The sequence below is a fragment of the Arthrobacter sp. PTI12 genome, from assembly GCF_056679915.1.
This window is the reverse complement of sequence record NZ_CM155256.1, coordinates 3,301,651-3,322,764: the sequence shown is the minus strand read 5'-3', so window position 1 is coordinate 3,322,764 and position 21,114 is coordinate 3,301,651. Positions and strand designations below refer to the sequence as shown.

The window sequence follows — 21,114 nt, the reverse complement described above, 5'->3', positions numbered from 1 at the left end:
TCTTTCAGACGCTGATCAGTATGCCGCGGGAACTGCTCACCGGTTGGGCAGCGATCCTGAAGGCGAGGTACTAACCCCTGAGGACCCAGGCCGCGGCGTCGGGCGGGAGGAGCCCCTCCGCGGTCAGGGGTGACGAGGCCAGCACCACGTTTCCGTCCGGAAGGCGGCACGCCTCTTCCCCCATGGCGACGGCAAGCAGAAACTGCTCTCCGCGCTCGCAGATCAGTAAGCCACCGTCTTCGACCCGCCAGGTGCCGCCGTCGTCGGCCGAGAGGATTTCTTTCTCGCGCAGCTGCTTCCGCAATTCGAGGGCAGTAGTGACGAGGTGCAGGGTAGATCCGCTGTCGTTCAGGTGCGCCTCGACGGACCGCTCACCCCAGTCCACCGGCGTCGGCAGCCAGGGCTCCGCAGCCCGGGAGGGAGAGAAGCCGAACGCATTGTCCGCATCAATCGTCCAGGGCAGCGGGACGCGGGCGCCGTCGCGAGACACCCCGCCCCGGTGCCACATCGGATCCACACGGGCATGCAGCGGAACATCGACCTCGGGCAGGTTGAGTTCCTGGCCTTGGTAGATGTACGCGCCGCCGGGAAGCCCGAGGACGGCGAGCAGGCCGGCACGTGCTCGCAGTGCTCCGCGCTCACCTCCGCCGAACCGTGTGACCGAGCGAACGATGTCGTGGTTCTCTAGCGCCCAGGTTGGAGCTGCCCCGTGCTCCCTGCGGGCTGCCTCAAGTTCGGTACCCACGGCTGCCCAAGCAGCGGCATCCCAGCCCAGCTTCACGAAAGCGAACGCGAATGCCTGGTGCATCTCGTCGTGCCGCGTGTAACGGGCAGCGCGGTCGGGGTCAAGATTCACCTCGCCGACGAGCACCCGCTCCGCGGAGTAGGAGTCGGCGACTCTGCGCCATCGCCGGTAGACGTCGTGTACTTCCTCCTGGTCGGAGACCTGGGGGTTGGAGCGCAGGCCGTCGACCACGGAGTTGGCGTTGGCTGCGTTCGGGAGTCCGTCAGCCTTGAAGAGGGCGTGTGCGACGTCGATGCGGAGCCCGTCCACGCCCTTGTCGAACCAGAACCGGAGTACGCCTTCGAAGTACTCGCCCACCGCCGGGTTGCGCCAGTTCCAGTCCGGTTGCTGTGGGGAGAAGAGGTGCAGGTACCACTCCTGGTCGGTGTCGGAGCCGGGGTTCACGCGGTTCCAGGCGTTGCCGCCGAAGACGCTTTGCCAGTTGTTCGGTGGTGTGTCCATGCCGGGACCGTTTGCGAAGTGGAACATCGCCCGCTCCGGGGAGCCGGGTTCGGCGGCGACGGCGGCCTGGAAGAGGGGATGCTCAGACGAGCAGTGGTTGGGCACCACGTCGAGGAAGATCCGGAGGCCGAGCGCGTGGGCGGCTTCGAGCAGCTGGTCGAACTGTTCCATGGTGCCGAACATCGGGTCGACGCCGCGGTAGTCGCTGACGTCGTACCCCTGGTCCACCTGCGGGGACGGCTGGAACGGTGTCATCCAGATCCCGTCCACGCCGAGCGATGCGATGTACGGCAGGCGGGTCAGTAGGCCCGAGAGGTCACCCACACCGTCGCCGTCGCCGTCCGCGAAGGAGCGCGGGTAGACCTGATAGATGACGGCATCCTGCCACCAGAGGGGGCTCTGCGCGTCCGCTGTCGATGCATTCACTGGGCGGCTCTCGCAGCATGATGCGCCGGGAAGCCCCGTAAATCCTTGGTTGTGCGCATCTTTGCCCTTCTGCAGATGGGCGCCGAATGGGATTGAGTTCGGATTCGCGCCACGCGTACCCTGCTATCTACTAGCGCGATGCCATCGCAAGTCGTTCCCGCTCGGCAGCAACGACCATCCGCGCAATTTCGACTTCCGACACGTCGACAGCGTCAGGAGCTTGTTTTGCGATGACACTGTCGCGGGCGAACTCATCGAAGAGTTGCATTTTGACCTCAAGAATATCGCGGATGCGCTGATCAACACTGTCTTCAGTAAGTAGCCGGTGTACCTGCACGGTGTTGGTTTGACCCATGCGGTGAGCCCTTGCGATTGCTTGCGATTCCATTGTGGGCTTGATCTGCGGTTCGCAGATCACCACGACGGACGCCGACTGGATATTGAGACCGACGCCGCCTGCAGTGATTTGTGCAACGAGAACCGCGCCATGCCCAGCTTGGGAGAAGCGATCGACAAGTTCCTGCCGATCCGCCGCCGGGACAGAGCCGGTAAGCGGGCCGAATACCTGCCCGGGTAGGAGCCGGGCAACTTCGCTTAACACCTCGCGAAAATATGAAAAAACAATCACGCGCCGTCCATTGGCTTCAGCCTCCTCGACGATCTGTAGGAGCCGGTCGATCTTCATTGATTGTTCCGACAACATAGCAGCGCGTCGCATCAGCATGAATTGGCCCTCCGCTACGGCCTGGCGGTAAACCTGTTCGTCAGCTGCCGACATTCCCATCCACTCATCAACCTCAACTATCTCGGGAAGCTCGGTGAGCACATCCTCCTGGTTGCGGCGGAGGTAAGCAGGTGCCACGTGCTTTCGAAAAGCTGTCGCAAAGTATTCTGGTGCATCTTCCGAGAGGTCGGGACGGATGTAACCGATCAGATTGCGGAACTCGGAGACGCTATTTTCCAAAGGCGTGCCAGTCATCAAGATCGCGTAATCGATCGAATCGATGATCTCTGCCGCGGCAAGCGAACGTTTTGCCCTGGGATTCTTGATGTAGTGGGCCTCGTCGAATATGGCGCACCCCAGATCCACCTCGCTGAGGTGCGCCTTTGCCCAGGGCAAAAGATCGTATGTGGTGATGGCGACACCTCCATTTCTAATCCAAGTCTTCGCCGCATAGGTTCGCTCCCACAGCGACCCGTGCAGGCGCGAAGTTTTCAACTTTGTATGCTTGGCCGTCTCGCGAATCCAGTTGCTGACGACTGCCGCAGGGCATACGACGAGGAAATGAGACTGACCGCGTGCACGAAGGTGGGCGAGTACAGCGAGTGCTTCTACAGTTTTGCCCAATCCCATTTCGTCACCGATGACCACTTTCTCTTGCACGAGAGCGAACCGGGCACCAAAGCTTTGATAGGTACGGAGAGAAGCGGTCAGATAGTCCCGCTTCAGTTCCTTGGCGCGAACGGCTTCCACGATCTCTTCTGGGAGGTCGCCGTGCATACTTTTTTCGTCCTCGGTCATGAACCCGAGTTCGGTTAGCATGCCGAAGTAGTCAGCCGGTCGTGACAGGAAATCGGTCCAAATATCGTCGGTGCTCGGAGGAGGGGCGGTACGTTCCAACGCGTCCGTGAGGACCTCCGAGACAGAGGGTCGCCCTTCGGAATCTTCGCCTTCAACTACAGCGAGGACACGCCCGGCCACAAGACTGAATTTCTTCTTTGTAAGTTTTGAAAGACCGGCTGCCACCGCGACTTCGTCTTCGGTTGGACTGAATTTCCGTGCATTGCTCCAGCCACGGAGCGACTCCAACAACGCCGCGGTCGCCTCGCTCTTTCGTTTTACATCGATGCGGACGGGGGTCTCTTCTCGCACAGCATCAAAGAGACGGAGAGTTGCCTGTGTGATCGCACGTGCCGAGGCCTCACCGAGACCGGGCAAGGAATCCAAGTAGTACGCATCCTGAAATTGCAGGACATCCCAAACATTATGCAGGTCATACGCTTGGAGGGATGACGTGCGAATTTTAGCCTGCGGGGCTGCTTTCCGCAGGACATCTAGGTCCATCGCTCGAAGCGCTTCGGCTACATCCACAGCACGAGCTTCGTCGGCGGCTGCACGCGCTTTGGCTGCTGCCTCCTTTGCGACGCCCTCTGCATTGATGATGAGCGGCAGCTTGCTGCGCGCTCGCCTGGTGAGGCTGCCAGGCAGCAATTCGTCGAGTTTGTATGAAGGTGGCAAATAGGTGATCAGGCCGAGGGAGGGGTCGAGTAGCTGATCTAAATCCGTTGACATATCGTCGGTGTCTGCGCTGAGCCGAGTAAGTTGTGATTCGACTGACTCTGCCGCGTCGAAGGCAATCGAAATGACCTCATGACCACTCTTACAATCCGCGTCCCGCCTGCACTCCCAATTCGTATCGAAATCCGACCTGACAGTTGAGATGACCCGTTGGGCCAAGGCTGCAGCATCGCTCAGAAACTCGTTGTCCTTGGACGTAAGCGAGGCATCACGAAGTATGCAGAGGCTGGCGACCAATGCTTCGCTGCTTTTACGCAAAGGAAGCAGCCTCATTGCCGTGCGGTTGATCTTGATGGACGTGGAGTCCTGAGTGAGCCGTTCGACCTCTGCCTTTACGTTGGCTAAGGCGTCTAGTCGCGTGCCGCGGATGCGTGTTATCCGCTTCGGCCATTTCAAGACCTCTTGGTGGAACATCGCTAACTCTTCACGCTCAGTGACGAGCTGCCCTTGAAGGCGCGTGCGCGCCGCAACGACTGTTTGCCCAGCTTCCGACTCGAGGAGCCTTAGATACGCCTCATGCAGCGAAGATGCTGCTTCATGAGCGTCACCGCAGCGGTCTGACTGGCACCGGATCGGATGGAGCAGCTCTGTTGCATGAGCACTGTACTCATCGAAGATTTGTCGAATGGTCGTTGCAGCATTTTTTTCGGCGTCGGAAACGGCTCCTGTTCTGGTGAGGGGCAAGTGCTCCGCATCTTCTAGTACCCGGGTTGCTGCTTCCTGCCAGTGACCTACATTCTCTATAGCGACTCGAAGTTGTTGGCGCTCGCTCACCCGCATAGATGAGAGCCTTTCGGCAGCGGCGAGTAATAGCTGGCCGCCTTCGCGCTCGTCGAGCCGCGAGTGGACAGCCGCCAATCGCGCGGTCGATTCGTGAAACGAAATACACTGTCCGGCCTCACACAACAGCGTTGTATCGGAGACCCGGGCGTACTCGAGATCCGCGGAGGAAACCTGCTTGAGAGAGTGGAGTGCAGCCGCCTCGGAATCGGATAGGACGTCCGCGCGGGTAAGCGGCAAATGCTCAGTATCGAACTCGGTTTGCGTCGCCGCCGCGTACCAAACTGTTAGGTCATCCAAAATCTTGGTCATTCGGAAGCGTTCCCAGGACAGCTGGGCTGTCACGCGGTTGGCCGCAATAGTCAGGCGTTCAAACATTCCAACCTGCTGCCCTCGGGCGTGCGCCTGGGCAAGCACATTCGCGGCGGCGTGTGCTTTGGAACAAGGGGTCTCGGTGCACGTTGACCTGTCGAGAAGCTTCATCGCTTCATCATGCTGCTCGTCAAGGAGCTGGAGAAGAGCTTCTCCATCAGCGCGTTCGGCGTCTCCTAACGCGCCTTCTCGCGTGATCGGCAGATGGGAGGCGGCACGAAGCATCTTTGATGCACTACGTCCTGCGGCGTGCATTGCGCTGGTGACGTTGTACAGTTCGTCCCGCTCGGTGACCATCCGAGTTGCGACTTCTTGATGGAGCGATTCAAGACGTTGGGGGCCTCCGATTGAGTGGTACCAATCGCGGAATAGGCCGAGTCGCGCAGCGGCCTCATATGCTGGCTGGAGTTTCTTTCTTCCCTCGAACCAAGTTGGTTGTGTCAATCGCACGGCTTCGTCGAGGTCACCCGATGCCGCCGCTTGGTCCGCTTTGACCAGGAGATCGTGATCGCCCGAGGCGAAGCCAACGGACGCCGACAGTGGGAGATGACCAGCAAGCCATCGGATTTCCTGGCCCGTATGGACCCAGGCACTCACTTCTTCAATGATTGCGCCCAGGTGTTGGCGCTCGGCGCGCTTCATTGAGCCCCCTTGGCAGTACTCTCAAGTTATTCGAGGTCCGACACGCAGTCGACAGTTTGGATAGAATCGTACGCGAAAGTGGGGGGACCAAATGAAGCTAGAGGAGCTCGTTTCGGGCCTGCAACTTACCGGCGTCGTACCGCACGAAGTTGTGCAGGTCATTTTCGGACAGCCCCACGGTCCGGACGCGGTTGAGTTGACGTACAAGACGTCCTCCGGCGAGCTCGGGCAACGGGTCGTTTTTCGTCGCGACGAGGACTCGCTTGCCATATCGACGTCGGGGAGTCGCCCTTTTGACGCCTCTTCGATCGACTTCAAAACGGTGGCCGAAGCTCAGAGAATCAAGCTTGCTGGTTTGTATGACCCGATGCTCGCGGTTGCAACGAGTAATGTTCAGCCTCTCCCGCACCAGATCCGCGCTGTATATGGCGAGTTGTTGCCGAGAACTCCGCTGCGCTTTTTGCTTGCGGATGATCCTGGGGCGGGTAAGACGATCATGGCCGGCTTGTTCATTAAGGAACTAATCCTTCGTGAGGACGTTCAACGCTGCCTTGTCGTGGCGCCTGGTGGTCTGGTCGAGCAATGGCAAGACGAGCTGTTCTTCAAGTTCGGTCTTTCGTTCGAAATTTTGACCACGCAGATGATCGATACGACGCTCAACCACAACATTTTTGAAAACCATCAGCTGCTCATCGCCCGCATGGATCAGCTCGCCCGAAATGAGGACCTCCAGCAACAGTTGCGGGACAGTCACTGGGATTTGGCGATTGTTGACGAAGCACATCGTATGGGAGCCCACTATTTTGGCAACAAACTCGAGAAGACGAAGCGTTTTCAACTCGGCGAGATGATTGGGGATATTGCCCGTCATTTCCTCCTGATGACGGCTACACCGCATTCCGGCAAGGAGGAGGATTTCCAGCTCTTCTTGAGCCTGCTCGATAGGGACCGATTCGCGGGGAAAAGCTTCTCCTCGGTCGACACCAGTGACGTGATGCGTCGGATGGTTAAGGAAGACCTCCTTACCTTTGAAGGTCGTAAGCTTTTTCCGGAACGCATCGCGGAGTCAATTCCATATGAGCTGACCGAGCTGGAAAACGAGCTTTACCAGCAGGTAACCGACTATGTCCGCAACGGCATGAATCGTGCAGCGCAGCTCGATGGAAAGCGGCGCAATACGGTCGGGTTTGCGTTGACGGTCCTGCAGCGGCGGCTCGCGTCCAGTCCGGAGGCCATTCATCGCAGCCTTGTTCGCCGGGCAGAACGCTTAGCACTGACCAAACGGGGCATCGAAAATGCGACTTATCGGGACGATCGCGACGTCCTGCGCCCGGATCCCTACAAGTACATGCCTTCCGAAATCGACGACGACGAGATTTCCGCTGAGGATCTTGAGGAACTTGAGGAAAATGTGGTCGACGCTGCTACGGCCGCAGAAACGATCGCCGAGCTCGAGACGGAGATCGTCGAACTCAACGCGCTAGCGGAGGTCGCGCGGAGAGTACGCGACCGAGGTGACGATAAGAAGTGGGCAGAACTAAGCCTGATACTTCAGGACAACGTCATTCCGCTCGATTCCAATGGCAAGCCGCGCAAGCTCATTATTTTCACCGAGCACCGCGACACGTTGAACTATCTCATGGGGCGCATCAGCCAGCTCGTTGGACGAGCTGGTGCTGTCGTCGCAATTCATGGTGGCGTGCGTAGGAATGAACGGCGCGCCGTAACCGAGGAGTTCACCAAGAACCCCGATTGCCAAATCATGTTGGCGACGGATGCTGCGGGTGAGGGTTTGAATCTCCAGGCCGCCCATCTGATGGTCAACTACGACCTGCCATGGAATCCCAACCGCATTGAGCAGCGATTCGGCCGTATTCACCGTATCGGGCAGACAGAGGTGTGCCGCTTGTGGAACCTCGTAGCCGCAAATACCCGCGAGGGCGAAGTCTTCACCGCGTTGCTCAATAAGATCGAGGAGCAGCGCAAAGCATACGGTGGCAACGTGTTCGACGTCCTGGGTTCGGCGTTTTCCGACACGCCATTGCGCGAGTTGCTGATCGAGGCGATTCGCTACGGCGAATTGCCTGAGACTAAGGCGCGTATGCATCGAGTGATTGACCAGAGCGTTTCCGAGGGGTTGGACGAGCTCCTCGCTGAACGTGCTTTAGCCACGGAGCACTTATCCGACGCGGATCTCGCGAAGCTCCGAGCAGCAATGGATGAAGCTCGCGCCAGACGTCTCCAACCGCACTATATCGAGTTGGCGTTCAAGGAGGCGTTCACACGATTCGGGGGGAAGATCGTAAGGCGTGAAAAGGGGCGGTATGAGATTAGCTACGTTCCGCCCGTGCTGCGTAACGGCAAATATGGCCCCACGGCCAGCCGATATGAGCGCGTCACTTTCGATCTTGATCGAGTACATGCTGACGAGAGAGCAAACGCCGATTTACTTGCGCCGGGGCACCCTCTCCATGATTCAGTGATGGAACATACTGTCACGACCCTGGCGGGCATTCTCAACCGTGGCACCGTACTCGTTTCAGGAACCATCGAAGATCCCCGCCTGCTGGTGGGCGTCATCGAAGAGGTCGTGGATTCGTTAGGTGCTTCGGTCGCGCGAAGATTCGGGTATGCCTATGTTGGTGAGGACGGCTCCGTTGTCGACGCCGGTCCAGCGCCTTACCTCGACTGCACCGCTGCTCCGGAATCCGCCGCTGTCCAGCAGGCGAAGTCTCTTCCCTGGTTGCATAACGCGGAATCCCGAGCTGTCAGCTGGATTATTGAGAACGAACTACCGGATTACCTCGCGGAAGTGCAGCCTCGTCGGAGGAACGAGCTTGAGAAGCAGCGAGCCCTGGTCGAATCGCGCCTCAAGCACGAGATTGAACGCATCCTCTCAGACGCGGTGGCAGCTTCCGAAAGGGAAAACCTGGGTGAGAAGCCGAAGGAGTCATCTGAGAGTTTGACCCGCAAAGCCAACGACCTTCATGCGCGCCTCGACCGCCGGCTCGAACTCATCGACCAGCAGGCAAAGATGTCCACCAAGCCGCCGCTCATCGTCGCGGCTGCGCTGGTACTGCCTGCTGCGATGCTCGACTCCGAGTTGCCAGACGGTACGCCAGCGCGAGGCGTGGAATCTTCCTCCATTCAGCGTCGCAGCATCGAACTTGTGCTCTCTCGTGAGCGCGCCATTGGGCGGCTCCCCGAGGTGCAGGCGTCCGCCACGCCCGGTTACGACATTCTGTCGATCGACTCAGCTACAGGGGAGACGTACCGCATCAAGGTCGCCGCGCGCCTTACCGGAGCGACTGACTTCTGGGTCACCCATAACGAGGTCATTACCGGGAAAAATGCTAGACCGCGGTATCGTCTCGCGCTTGTCCAGGTAGATCCCGATGCGACGGCTGCGGACGAAGTTCGCTATCTCGAAGACCCATTCGGAACCGTGGACATGGATGACTTCCAAGCCACGGGGCATAAGGGAGACTGGAAACGCTTTTGGGCGCGCGGCAGGGCGCCCTTCTGAGTTATACCGCCGACGCGTGGAATCCGTTCGGAGAGAACCGCCGCGGGTAACAGCATTTACAGTCCCTGCCCAGCGGTGGGATCCGTTCTAACTAAGGGGAAGAATTGTCTGATTTAGATACGCCGAAGAACAATACTTGGGCTCGCATTTACGCAGCGCTGAAGCTTCTGGAACAGAATCGCGCCGGTATCCCAAACGTCAACAGCGAGGATGGGATCTTCCCACGCGTCCGTGAGATCGTACCCCTTAGCGACCACGAAATGGGGCAACTCTCGGGTGGAACACTCCGCGGTGACGCTGCCTTCTCTTTCGAGAGCAGCAGTCTGGTGAGGGCGGGGTGGATCACCAAAAAGGATGGCGTTTGGCGCATTACGGAAGCCGGCATCGCTGCTCTAGACACTTTTCCCGACTCGGCTGAGCTGCGTCGAGAGTTACGCCGCATTCTCACTGCTGAGCGAAAGACGCGTCTCGCGGACCGTGCTGAAGCGCTTCGAACAACGATCGTTTCGCGTAGCCCGGACGAGGACCGCATCCGGGAGGTCGCGCAACTCTTCGTGGAACGTGGCTTGCGCGAGAACGAGTCTGTATTCACTCCGGGGCGTTCGGTGTGGGTGAAGGAGTGCTTCGAGGAACTGAAACGCGCGTTCATTGATACGCCTGATGAGACAGACAAGCTCTTCAAAGAGAAATTGCCGGAACAGATGGAAGCAGTGTCCGACGACGCGCGCCTCCTCATGGCTGAGATCATCACCTGGCAGTTCCTACCATTGGCACGGGCGATCGGCAAGCGGGCTAAAGATGAACGTGTGACGACTGCGCTCAACACTATGCGACACCCTGTGCAGGTTCCGGCCGAGATAGCGTCGGCGTTCAGCGCGGGTGTCGCCAACCCGGGTCGGACCATGGTGAACGATCAGTACTGGACAGTTGTACTGCTCCTGAACCTGCTTGGCAGTTGGCTGGAGAAGGATCCGGAGGAGCAGGATGAATTGCTGATGGACCCTTGGGCATGGAAGCGCTTCGTGCTTTCCATTCCCGGTAAAAATATCCCCACTCAGCGCAGCGCCTTGCTGTACCTCGTTCATCCAGAGTCGTTCATCAATGTCTTCTCTGCGGTAAAGAAACAGCAGATTCGGGATACGTTCATAGGAGAAATTTCAGGAACGAGCGGGGACATAGATCGGGATCTCTTTGCGATCACAATTGCTCTCCAGCAGAAAACTGACGCCCATGTCGACTACTACGACGAGCAATACCGGACAAAGTGGGACCCGACATTCAGCGTATCGGGTAGTGATGAGTCGAACCGAGGTGACAGCGAGGAAGAAGAGGACGAACTTCCGGTGGCTCCGGAACTGAGCCGACGCCCCTTCCCCGCAGCTTCGCAAACACTCGCCGAGAAAGTGCACATCCCGGTCCCATGGCTTCAGAAACAACTGGAGTTACTGGAGCGGCGTCGGCAGGTGATTTACTACGGTCCTCCCGGCACAGGCAAAACGTACCTCGCAATGGCTATCGCCGACTACGTCACGGGAAACGAGAGATACACTCGCCTCGTCCAGTTCCACCCGAGCTACAGCTACGAGGACTTCTTTGAGGGCTATCGCCCTGTCACCGACGAACACGGGCAACTTAGCTACAAGCTCACCCACGGCCCCCTCCGTCGCATGGTCGACGAGGCTCTAGAACATCCCGAGTACAACTACGTGCTCGTCATCGACGAGATCAACCGCGGAAACCTGGCGAAAATATTCGGCGAACTCTACTTTCTCCTTGAGTACCGTCGTCGACAGATCAACCTCCAGTACAGCTCCGAGCCGTTCGAGCTACCAGAGAACTTGTTCATCATCGGGACAATGAACACGTCCGACCGATCTATCGCGCTCATGGACGCCGCAATGCGCCGAAGGTTCGCTTTCGTCGAGCTCCATCCAGATATCGAGCCTGTCTCCGGTGTACTTCCCCGTTGGCTGGCTGCGAATCAGCAGAATCAAGAAGCTGCCCCGCTGTTGAAGCAACTCAATTTGATGATCGAGGACCCGGATTTCCGTATCGGTCCGTCATACCTGATGCCCAAGGACAAGCGGTTGGATGAGGACACTCTGCGCCAAGTATGGGAACACGAGATTATGCCGCTATTGGAAGAGCATCATTATGGTCAACGGCTGGACCTCAGCAAAAAGTATGGGCTTCCTGCACTACGAGCCGTCCTGAAACAACGGGCGCAGGCGACAGAGGGAGACGCAGGTGTGGTGAACGCACAGGAGCGGGAAACGCTGGAGCCGGATGCGCAGACATTCTAATGGAACGAATTGTCCTTCAAGAGACACAGCAGCCGCAGGTTCTGTGCCTGCCAGCTGATGTCGCCATCACATTGGCCGGTCTCGATGTAGCCACCTTTAAACCGCAGCCCGACGGTTCCTGGCGTGTCGAGCGCGTTCGAAAGGTGGGCATTGTCCAGATCGCTGGCCTGCAAATTGAGATCCGGCCGAAGGTGCCGGTAGGGCGGCTGTTCTTCATGATGGGGTATGCGCTCGATCGGGAGTTCTGGCTGGACCATGCGGTGGCCGTGGATGAAGACAAGTCGCTACTACCGGCACTCGTCCGGGCCTTCCTAATCCACAGCGAATCGGCTATCAGCCGAGGACTAATCAGGGGATACCAGACCCGTGAGGAATCATCGTCGATGGTTCGCGGCCGGCTCGATCTATCGGCACAGATCACCCGGCGTGGAGGGCTCGTCCTGCCGGCCGAAATCATCGTCGATGAATATACGGAAGACATCCCAGAAAACAGGATGCTGCGATCGGCGGCGCGGATACTCCTGTCACTACCTGCGATCGGCATGTCCGAGCGGCGACGGTTGCGGCACCTGCTCAACCGATTCGACGGCGTGAGCAGCCTCGCTGGGGGAAGTGCAGTTCCGAAAGTGCACTTCACTCGGCTGAACAGGCACTATCGAAACGCTCTGGGCCTCGCTTCCCTGATTCTTCGATACGCATCGGTGGAACACCGCGCGGGTGACACAGCAGCAACTGCCTACCTTTTCGACATGTGGCAGATCTTCGAGGACTTCCTTGGAGCGACGCTGAAGGCTTCTTTGGAGGGGCGCGGGGGAGTGGTGGAGCTGCAGCGGACCGGGGAATGTTTGGATGAGGGTAGTCTTCTCGCTCTCCGCCCGGACATTGTCTGGTCCCAGAGCGGCGGAGTGAGAGCCGTACTCGACGCCAAATACAAGGCGGTGCGCTTCGAGCAGTATCCGAACCCTGACGTGTATCAGATGCTTGCCTACTGCGTCCGCTACGGACTGTCGGATGGGCATCTGATCTATGCGAGCGGCGAGGAGAAACCGCGCATTCATCAGATCATGGGGATGGGTACGCGGATTCACTGCCATGCCGTTGATCTTGATCGGAGCCCTGAGGAGATGCTGGCTTCGATCAAATCGTTGGCGCAGTTGATCTAGTCGAGGCAAGTTCCTTCGCTACGGCGTCAAGGGTGTCAGCGTCCTTCTGCAGCTCGATCCACCACGTAAACCTGACGGAGCGGTATGCGGTTCTGCCATTCCGAGCTGAGCCGCTCGTAGTGTTCGAGCGTGAGCTTCACGACGTCTGCACCTGTGAGAAGGCGCAGGCTTTGGCGTTCTCGTTCGTACCCCACTGCATCCTTACTGAAACTTCCGAGACACACGAACAATGCAAGTTCACCGTGAGCCAGAGTGCCGCTCAGACGCTGAACATCCGGCCGGGACTGCTGTGCGCTGCTGTGTTTGCACTGAACCTTGATCACGGGAGGTTCCAAGCCGAGCGGGTCGCGATGCGCGATAACGTCGACCCCGCCGTCGGAGGAGTAAGGGGTCACCCGGGCCTGGTAGCCCATCGCGCGTAGAAGGTCAGCCGTGAAGTACTCGAATTCCTCGTGAGAGAGATCCTGCAGAAGTGTTTTCAGTATGAAGTCGTGGGTGAACTGATCCAGGCGAGCAGCGCTGGGTTCGGTCTCAACCCAATCATCGGCTCGCTCGACAGAGGTTTCGTCCGGCTCTTCCACAGCAACGTCTGAGGCACCAGATTCCAGGAAGCCTTGGAATATGGCAGTGTTCTTCTTGACTCGGAATAACGTCATGGCCGAGCCGATTTCGTACAGTGCCTTCTGCGGGAACAGCCCGCGGGATACGCCTGTCTTTATCCAGCGGACAGTTCGGCGATGTGGGTGCACTTGGAGACCGGCGTAATACTCGTAGTCGCCGGTGACGACGCCGAAATTCAGAGTGCTGTCCGCTTTGTGCGGGGCGATGACCATATCGCCTTTCTGCATCTCGAAAGCAAAGCGTCGCAGGATCCCTGCCCATACTGGGATGGCGCCGGCTTTCGCTTCCGGGTACGCACGCTCAAGCGTCAGTTTCAGGAGCTCGCGGTCGTTCCCGATGGAGCGGATATCCGGGATAGCGTCCCATCCGATGCTGACGAATCCTTCTTCTACGAGCTCACTCGACAAAGCGTCGTTATGAATACCCCACATGTTCACCACGTTGCGCCCCCGGGCCTCTGTTCAAGCTGCAAATTGCATTGCTGGCCAGCCTATCGTCCTAGCACGCTTGTCACGCGCCGAACCAAGGTCTGGCTCCCGGCTTATCGACGTGCGGCTCTGCGGCTTTGAACAAACAGAACTAGTCTGCTCACCATGCGGAAGCTCAAGCACGGCGAAATCACGAAGTCGGTCGAAACGTTCCTTAGGCACAGTGAAGGGGTCCCGACTCGAACCTACGGCCGAGAACGTAGCTGGGACTTCTGCTTCAACCATTTTCAAAGCAGTCTGACCCCTTCGAGAAACCTTGAGTTGAGTTGCCTTCAGCTTGGCTACTATCTGGCGAGTTGGGGGATGCTGAGAGGGTCCTCCTACCTGTTTCGGGAGACGAATGCTCGCCACTATGCCGACGCCGTCGACGTCATCGAGCGATATAACGCCGAGATGCGAGCACTCACACCGCAGCACTATCCCGAGCCGGACACGCAAGAACTGATACTTCGGGCGTACTCGGATCTCCGAACTGCACTCCTTCCTGACGGCGGCTCCTCCAGAACGCTGGTCACCAAAGTGATGATGGGCACTTGGGGAGTGCTGCCTTCCTTCGATTCGTACTTCGTGAAGGGATTTCGTTCGCTGGCCGATACGAAGTCAGACAAGGCCGCATTCCGCGCCGTCGGGACACGGTCTTTGACTCAGCTCGGTGAGTTCTACGCGGAACACCAGGGCGAGATCGACACGCTGTCCGAGCGGTTCACCACTCTTGACTTCCAGGGGGAGCTCACCGACCGTTGCTTACCTAAAGCGAAGGTCATCGACATGTTCGGCTTCCAGAGAGGTTTCAGCAGCTAGCACTCAGCGCTTCTGCGACCTTGGCCGTCGATCTGGGGTACCTCGGCGGTACCATGACACCAAGCGCAATACAGAACCACCGGGGGACACAGCCGTGCCATCAGCAGCACCCAACAACTACGCCAACTTCATCTGGAACATCGCGGACCTCCTCAGAGGCTCCTACCGCCCGCACCAGTACGGCTCCATCGTCCTGCCGTTCACGGTCCTGCGCCGCATCGACGCGGTCCTGGCCGAGACCAAGAGCCAAGTTCTCGACGAGTACAACGCCAAAAAGGACGGCGCCATCCCGCTGACCGTCCTCCTGCCGCGCAAGTCCGGTCACGCGTTCTACAACACCTCCCGCTACGACTTCGCCAAGCTCACCGGCGACGCCGACAACATCCGCGACAACCTCCTCGATTACGTCCGCGGCTTCTCGGACAACGTCCGCGACATCTTCGAGAAGTACAAGCTCGAGGAGCGCATCGAGGAACTCCACGACCACAATCTGCTCTTCCTCATCGTCCAGCAATTCGCCGGCGTAGACCTCCACCCCAACAACGTCTCCAACGCCGAGATGGGCCTCATCTTCGAGGAACTCATCCGCAAGTTCGCGGAAACCTCCAACGAGACCGCAGGGGAGCACTTCACCCCGCGCGAGGTCATCCACCTCATGGTGGACCTGCTGTTTGCGCCCGACGACGAGGACCTCCACCAGCCCAACATCGTACGCTCGGTCTACGACCCAACAGCCGGCACCGGCGGCATGCTCTCCGTCTCCGAGGAACGGATCCGCGACGGCAACCCGGACGCCACCCTCATGCTCGCCGGCCAGGAAATCAACCCCGAGTCCTACGCCATCTGCAAAGCGGACATGGTCATCAAAGGCCAAGACGTCGACGCCATCGTCCTCGGCGACACCCTCATCGAAGATGGCCACCTCGGCAAGACCTTCAACTACTGCCTCTCCAACCCGCCCTTCGGTGTCGACTGGAAGAAAGCTCAACCCATCGTCGAGAAGGAGCACCGCGAACAGGGCTACGACGGTCGCTTCGGCCCCGGCCTGCCCCGCGTCTCGGACGGTTCGCTACTGTTCCTGCTGCACCTGATCAAGAAGATGCGACCGGCGCGTGACGGCGGCGGCCGCGCAGCGATCGTCCTCAATGGCTCACCCCTGTTCACCGGCGGCGCCGGCTCAGGCGAGTCCGAGATCCGCCGCTACGTCCTGGAGCATGACCTCCTCGAAGCCATCATCGCACTGCCCACGGACATGTTCTACAACACCGGCATCGCCACCTACGTCTGGGTCCTCACCAACCGCAAGGCCGCCGAGCGCAAGGGCACCGTACAGCTCATCGACGGCACTAGCTTCTTCGAGAAAATGCGCAAGAGCCTCGGTTCCAAGCGCAAGCAGTTGGGCACGGCGGATATCGACCGCATGGTGAAGCTGTATGGAAATGACGACGACGACGGCAGCCACAGCAAGATCTTCCGGAACCAGGACTTCGGATACCGGACCATCACAGTCGAGCGGCCCCTGCGCCTGAACTTTGCCGTCACCGAAGACCGGATCGGCGAAACCCTCGCCGTCAAGGCGATCGCGAAGCTGGGAGAGGGACAGGTCGCCACGCTGCGGGAAGCACTTGTCGCCATGGACCAGGAGAAGGTCTGGACCAGCCGCGAGGACTTCACTGCCGAGCTGCGGAAAGCGGTGCGCGACGCCGGACTTTCGCTCACTCCCGCGCAGTACAAGGCTTTGGCCATGGGCCTGTCCGCGCGTGATGAGAGTGCTGGCGTCTGCACCGATGCCAAGGGCCGCGCCGAAGCGGACCCGGACCTGCGCGACACCGAAAACGTGCCCCTCAATGAGGACATCCACGAATACTTCCAGCGGGAAGTGAAACCATTCGCCTCCGACGCCTGGATCGACGAAACGAAGACCAGAGTCGGCTACGAGATCCCCTTCACCCGACACTTCTACAAGTACCAAGAGCCGCGCAGCCTCGAAGAGATAGACGCCGACCTCGACGCCGTCCTCGGTCGCATCCGAGCCCGCCTCGAAAAGGTCCACGTATGAAGGCCTTCAGAACGGTCCCAGCGAAACGCATGCTTCGCCCGGTGCGGGCTTCCACGGGGATGATCAAAGGGGAAGCAAGCCAGACCGAAGGTCGGGGGCTCGTGCCAGGATACAGCGCCTCTGGGCAGGACGTTTGGGTGCCGGAGAGCAGGACCGGCGCGGCTGGGAGCGGTATCGTGCTCAGCGCTGTAGGCGCCAGATGCGGCAAGGTTTTCCTCGCGGATCACAGCCGATGGGGAACCGTGGCCAATACGTCAGCATGGGCCATAGCACCCAACTGGTCTCCTAAGTTTGTCCATTACATTTTGAACAACGAGGAGTTTTGGTTGAAGGGCGGCGCCGCTCAGCCGTACGTTCAAGTTCCTGAATCTTTGAGGCAGCCGGTGCCAGCCCCTGACCTTTCTGATCAAAGGGCGATTGCTTCCTTTCTCGACCATGAGACGGCCGAGATCGACGCGTTTATTGCGGATCAGCTGGAGCTCACCGGGCTGTTGAACGAGCGACGCGCCGCCACAATCACCCAGGCCGTCACCAAGGGCCTCGACCCCAACGTCCCCATGAAAGACAGCGGCGTCGAATGGCTCGGCCACGTTCCCGCAGGCTGGGCTGTCTCAAGAATTAAGCATGTGGGCACAACTCATATCGGTTTGACCTATTCGCCCAGTGACATCGTTGATGCAAAGCAGGATGGAGTCTTGGTACTGCGATCGGGAAACGTTCAGGACGGACGCTTGCATTATGCGGACAGTGTGTACGTAAATACCACCATTCCACCGTCTATTCGGACGAGGGAAGGAGATATCTTGATCTGCGCACGAAACGGAAGTCGAGCCCTGATCGGGAAGAACGCGGTCATTACTCAAGAAGCAGCGGGGCAGACGTTTGGTGCGTTCATGACGGTTCTGCGCTCCCCGGCCAACCGATTCATTTCGTGGGTTCTAAATTCTTCGATATTTCAGGCACAGATGGGGCTCTTCGTTACGGCAACGATCAATCAGCTCACCAATTCAACTCTCAACAACTTCGAACTGCCCTTCCCGCCGGTGAAAGAGCAGCACGCGATCGCCGATTATCTCGACCGAGAGACTGCCGGAATCGACGCCGCTATCGCCGATGCCAAGGAAGCCATTGAACTGTCGAAGGAACGCAGGGCTGCATTGATCTCGGCGGCGGTGACGGGGAAGATCGACGTTCGGGATCACCCGGTTGCGAAAGGGGCTGCATAGCCATGGCGATCTACAACGAAGCCGAATTTGAGCGCGAGCTCTGCGAGTACCTCGGTGCCCATGGTTGGCTCTACACCAAGGGTGACAAGGGCTATGACAAGGAGCTCGCCCTCTACCCCGCGGACGTCCGTGCCTGGTTGGAGGAAGCCCAGCCGGAGCAGTTCCGGAAGATCGTTAATCCCACCCACAGCCCGGATTTGCAGGCGAAGTCTTTCAAGCGCATCCTCGAACGTCTCACCAAGGTCCTCGACACCCCGCTGGAAAACGGTGGCGGAACCCTGGCGGTGCTGCGCAACGGATTCAAGGTGACGCCGTCGTCGTTTTCCATGTGTCAGTTCAAACCGGCTGACAATCTGAACCCGAAAACCGTGGCCGACTACTCGGACGTCCGGCTCCGCGTGGTCCGCCAGGTGTTCTACTCGGCGGACAACAAGAAGAGCCTGGACCTGGTGTTCTTTGTCAACGGGCTGCCCGTGGCCACCATGGAACTCAAGACGGACTTCACTCAGACGGTGCAGGACGCCATCGACCAGTACAAGACCGCTCGCCTGCCCGTGGATCCGGAGACCCGTCGGGCGGAGCCGCTGCTCTCCTTTGGGCATCGGGCGTTGGTGCACTTCGCCGTCTCCAACAGCGAAGCCTTCATGACCACCAACCTGCAGGGCGCGCAAACCCGGTTCCTGCCGTTCAACATGGGGAATAACGGGCACAAGGGCAACCCCGACAACCCTCATGGCTCGGCCACCAGCTATCTCTGGGAGCGCGTACTGCAACGCGACTCCTGGCTAACCATCCTGGGCAAGTTCATGCACCTGCAGGTGGAGAAAAAGGCCGACCCGATCACGGGCAAGAAGACGGTCAACAAGTCGTTGCTCTTCCCTCGCTTCCACCAGTGGGAGGCAGTGAACCAGCTCGCCGATACCGCTGCCGCCGAAGGCCCTGGCCACCGGTACCTGATCCAGCACTCGGCCGGGTCGGGCAAGACCAACTCCATCGCCTGGACGGCTCATAGGTTGAACTCGCTGCACACGGAGGCGGGGGAGAAGGTCTTCGATTCGGTGATCGTCATCAGCGATCGCAAGGTCCTCGACGGCCAGCTCCGCGACGCCGTGCAGCAGCTCGAGAAAACGCAGGGGGTGTTCGAGGCAATCACTTCCGCCGGTGGTTCGAAGTCCTCTGCCTTGTCGGAAGCCCTGCTCGCCGGCCGACAGATCATCGGCGTCACGCTGCAGACCTTCCCGTTCGCGCTGCAGGCGATCGAGCAGAACGCCGGACTGGCTGGGCGTAGCTACGCGGTCATCGCCGACGAAGCCCACAGTTCCCAGACCGGTGAGGCCGCCAAGACTTTGAAGAAAGTCCTCACCGCCACAGGTGAGGAGAGTGCGGAAGCCGATGACGACGTCGTCATCACTGCTGAGGATATTCTTGCCGCGGAGATGACCAGCCGCGCAGAGAGCAGGAACATTTCCTTTTTCGCGTTCACGGCGACGCCGAAGGCGAAGACGCTGGAGCTGTTCGGGCGCAAGGACGCTAGCGGGCTTCCGCGGCCATTCCATGTGTATTCGATGCAGCAGGCGATTGAGGAGGGGTTCATCCTCGATGTGCTGAAGAACTACACGCCGTACAAGCTCGCGTTCAAGCTGGCGCACAACGGGGTGGATTATGACCAGGACGGTGCGGTCATTGAGAAGTCGGAGGCCGTCAAGGAGCTGATGCGGTGGGTGAAGCTGCACCCGTACAACATCAGCCAGAAGGTTGCGATCATCGTGGAGCATTTCCGCTCCAATGTGCGCCACCACCTGGCGGGGCGGGCGAAGGCGATGGTGGTGACTGGGTCGCGCAAGGAAGCCGTACGGTACAAGCGGGCGATCGACAAATACATTGCCGAGAAGGGCTACAGGGACCTCGCCGCGCTGGTGGCGTTCTCCGGGGAGGTGAATGATCCGGAGTGCGGACCTTCTGGGTTTACCGAGACAAACATCAACCCGAGGCTGAAGGGTAGGGAGCTGCCGCAGGCGTTTGCGACGGATGAGTTCCAGATCATGCTGGTGGCCAATAAGTTCCAGACCGGGTTCGACCAGCCGCTGCTGGTGGCCATGTATGTGGACAAGAAGCTGTCCGGGATTTCGGCGGTGCAGACGCTGTCCCGGCTGAACCGGGTGACCGAGGGCAAGGACCAGACGTATGTGCTGGACTTCGTGAACGAGCCGGAGGAGATCCTCGCAGCGTTCAAGCAGTACCACACGGAGGCAGAGCTCTCTGGGGTGACGGATCGGGATATCGTGCATGACCTGCAAACGAAGCTCGACGGTAGTGGGATCTACGACTCCAGCGATGTCGAGCGCGCGGTTGCGGCGTGGGTTGGGAAGGTCAGTCACGAGGAGCTCAACGCTTCCGTTGCTCCTGCGCGGTCGGTGTTTCGCGAAAGGTACCGGGCTGCCGTGGAGGCGGGGGACAAGGCCGCCCAGGATGCGCTCGACATGTTCCGCAAGGATCTGGGGAGCTTCATCCGGGCGTACGACTTCCTCTCGCAGATCATCGACTACCAGGACACGGATCTGGAGAAGCGGTCCATTTTCTACCGGTTGTTGATCCGGGTGATTCGGGCGGACAACCAGAACCGCGACCGCATCGACCTTTCTGAGGTGGTGATGACCCACTACAAGCTTCAGAAGCTGCAGAAGGCCGACCTGCGGTTGGCCGAGGGGGAGGCTGAGCTGCTCGATCCCGTTCGCGAGGTTGGGTCTGGGACCGCGCATGATCCACAGAAGGTGCGCTGGGCCGAGATCATCGAGCAGGTCAACGGGTTCTTTGAAGGCTCGGGGCTGTCTGATGCGGACCAGTTGTCGGTTGCTGAAACGGTACTGAACAAGGCACTGGAGAACGATGTCTTGCGCGGCCAAGCGAATGCGAATCTGAAGACCGACTTTTACTCTTCGCCGAAGATTATCCGGACTGTCGAGGACACCATCATCGAGGCCGGCGAGCAGCACGCGAAGGGTATCGGCTGGTTGTTGTCCTCAGACAAGCTGCCGGAGTTCATTGAGGTGCTTCGGACGATGGGAATGTACGAGAAGTTTCGTGGGGAGGAAGTGGCATAGTCAGCACCTGCCATCCCTCGACGTGCGGCCATGTGCACCAATTGCATAGAAACAATTATCA

General features: G+C 59.3%; 10 protein-coding genes. 7 read left to right on the top strand and 3 right to left on the bottom strand.

Annotation, left to right across the window (positions count from 1 at the left end; translation table 11 throughout):
- Positions 1–70 precede the first annotated feature (70 nt).
- Entirely contained in the window at positions 71–1,672 is a 1,602-nt protein-coding gene (locus AC1MBU_RS15830) for an alpha-amylase family glycosyl hydrolase (RefSeq protein ID WP_479787965.1), read from the bottom strand.
- 130 nt (positions 1,673–1,802) lie between these two features.
- Positions 1,803–5,765, bottom strand: coding sequence for a DEAD/DEAH box helicase (locus AC1MBU_RS15825; RefSeq protein ID WP_479787964.1), 3,963 nt, complete (start codon positions 5,763–5,765; stop codon positions 1,803–1,805).
- Between the two features lie 91 nt (positions 5,766–5,856).
- Between AC1MBU_RS15825 and AC1MBU_RS15820 the strand changes: the two genes are divergently transcribed.
- From AC1MBU_RS15820 to AC1MBU_RS15810, 3 genes are all read left to right on the top strand, one after another.
- On the top strand, positions 5,857–9,291 hold the full coding sequence (locus tag AC1MBU_RS15820; RefSeq protein ID WP_479787962.1) for a helicase-related protein: 3,435 nt from the start codon (positions 5,857–5,859) through the stop codon (positions 9,289–9,291).
- A gap of 104 nt (positions 9,292–9,395) precedes the next feature.
- Complete coding sequence (locus tag AC1MBU_RS15815) at positions 9,396–11,594, top strand: AAA family ATPase (protein WP_479787959.1); 2,199 nt, start codon at positions 9,396–9,398, stop codon at positions 11,592–11,594.
- Positions 11,594–12,757 carry an McrC family protein gene (locus tag AC1MBU_RS15810; protein ID WP_471672237.1) on the top strand — a complete coding sequence of 388 codons (1,164 nt, stop codon included), beginning with the start codon at positions 11,594–11,596 and terminating at the stop codon, positions 12,755–12,757. Before AC1MBU_RS15815 ends, AC1MBU_RS15810 begins: the two co-directional genes overlap by 1 nt.
- 35 nt (positions 12,758–12,792) lie before the next feature.
- On the opposite strand, the gene AC1MBU_RS15805 is transcribed toward AC1MBU_RS15810, so the two are convergent.
- Complete coding sequence (locus tag AC1MBU_RS15805; protein ID WP_479787958.1) at positions 12,793–13,605, bottom strand: restriction endonuclease; 813 nt, start codon at positions 13,603–13,605, stop codon at positions 12,793–12,795.
- A 366-nt stretch (positions 13,606–13,971) separates the two neighbouring features.
- Here AC1MBU_RS15805 and AC1MBU_RS15800 point away from each other — a divergent pair, with 366 nt between their 5' ends.
- The 4 genes from AC1MBU_RS15800 to AC1MBU_RS15785 all read left to right on the top strand — a co-directional run bounded on the left by AC1MBU_RS15800 (position 13,972) and on the right by AC1MBU_RS15785 (position 21,053).
- Positions 13,972–14,667: a hypothetical protein gene (locus AC1MBU_RS15800; protein ID WP_471672235.1), complete on the top strand. Its 696-nt coding sequence runs from the start codon at positions 13,972–13,974 to the stop codon at positions 14,665–14,667.
- Between the two features lie 94 nt (positions 14,668–14,761).
- A complete protein-coding gene (locus tag AC1MBU_RS15795; RefSeq protein ID WP_479787957.1) occupies positions 14,762–16,726 on the top strand; it encodes a type I restriction-modification system subunit M in 1,965 nt (654 codons plus the stop codon).
- A gap of 176 nt (positions 16,727–16,902) precedes the next feature.
- The gene (locus tag AC1MBU_RS15790) at positions 16,903–17,952 is read left to right on the top strand and encodes a restriction endonuclease subunit S (RefSeq protein WP_479787955.1); all 1,050 of its coding nucleotides are present in this window, start codon (positions 16,903–16,905) and stop codon (positions 17,950–17,952) included.
- A 2-nt stretch (positions 17,953–17,954) separates the two neighbouring features.
- A complete protein-coding gene (locus AC1MBU_RS15785) occupies positions 17,955–21,053 on the top strand; it encodes a type I restriction endonuclease subunit R (RefSeq protein WP_479787953.1) in 3,099 nt (1,032 codons plus the stop codon).
- Positions 21,054–21,114 lie beyond the last annotated feature (61 nt).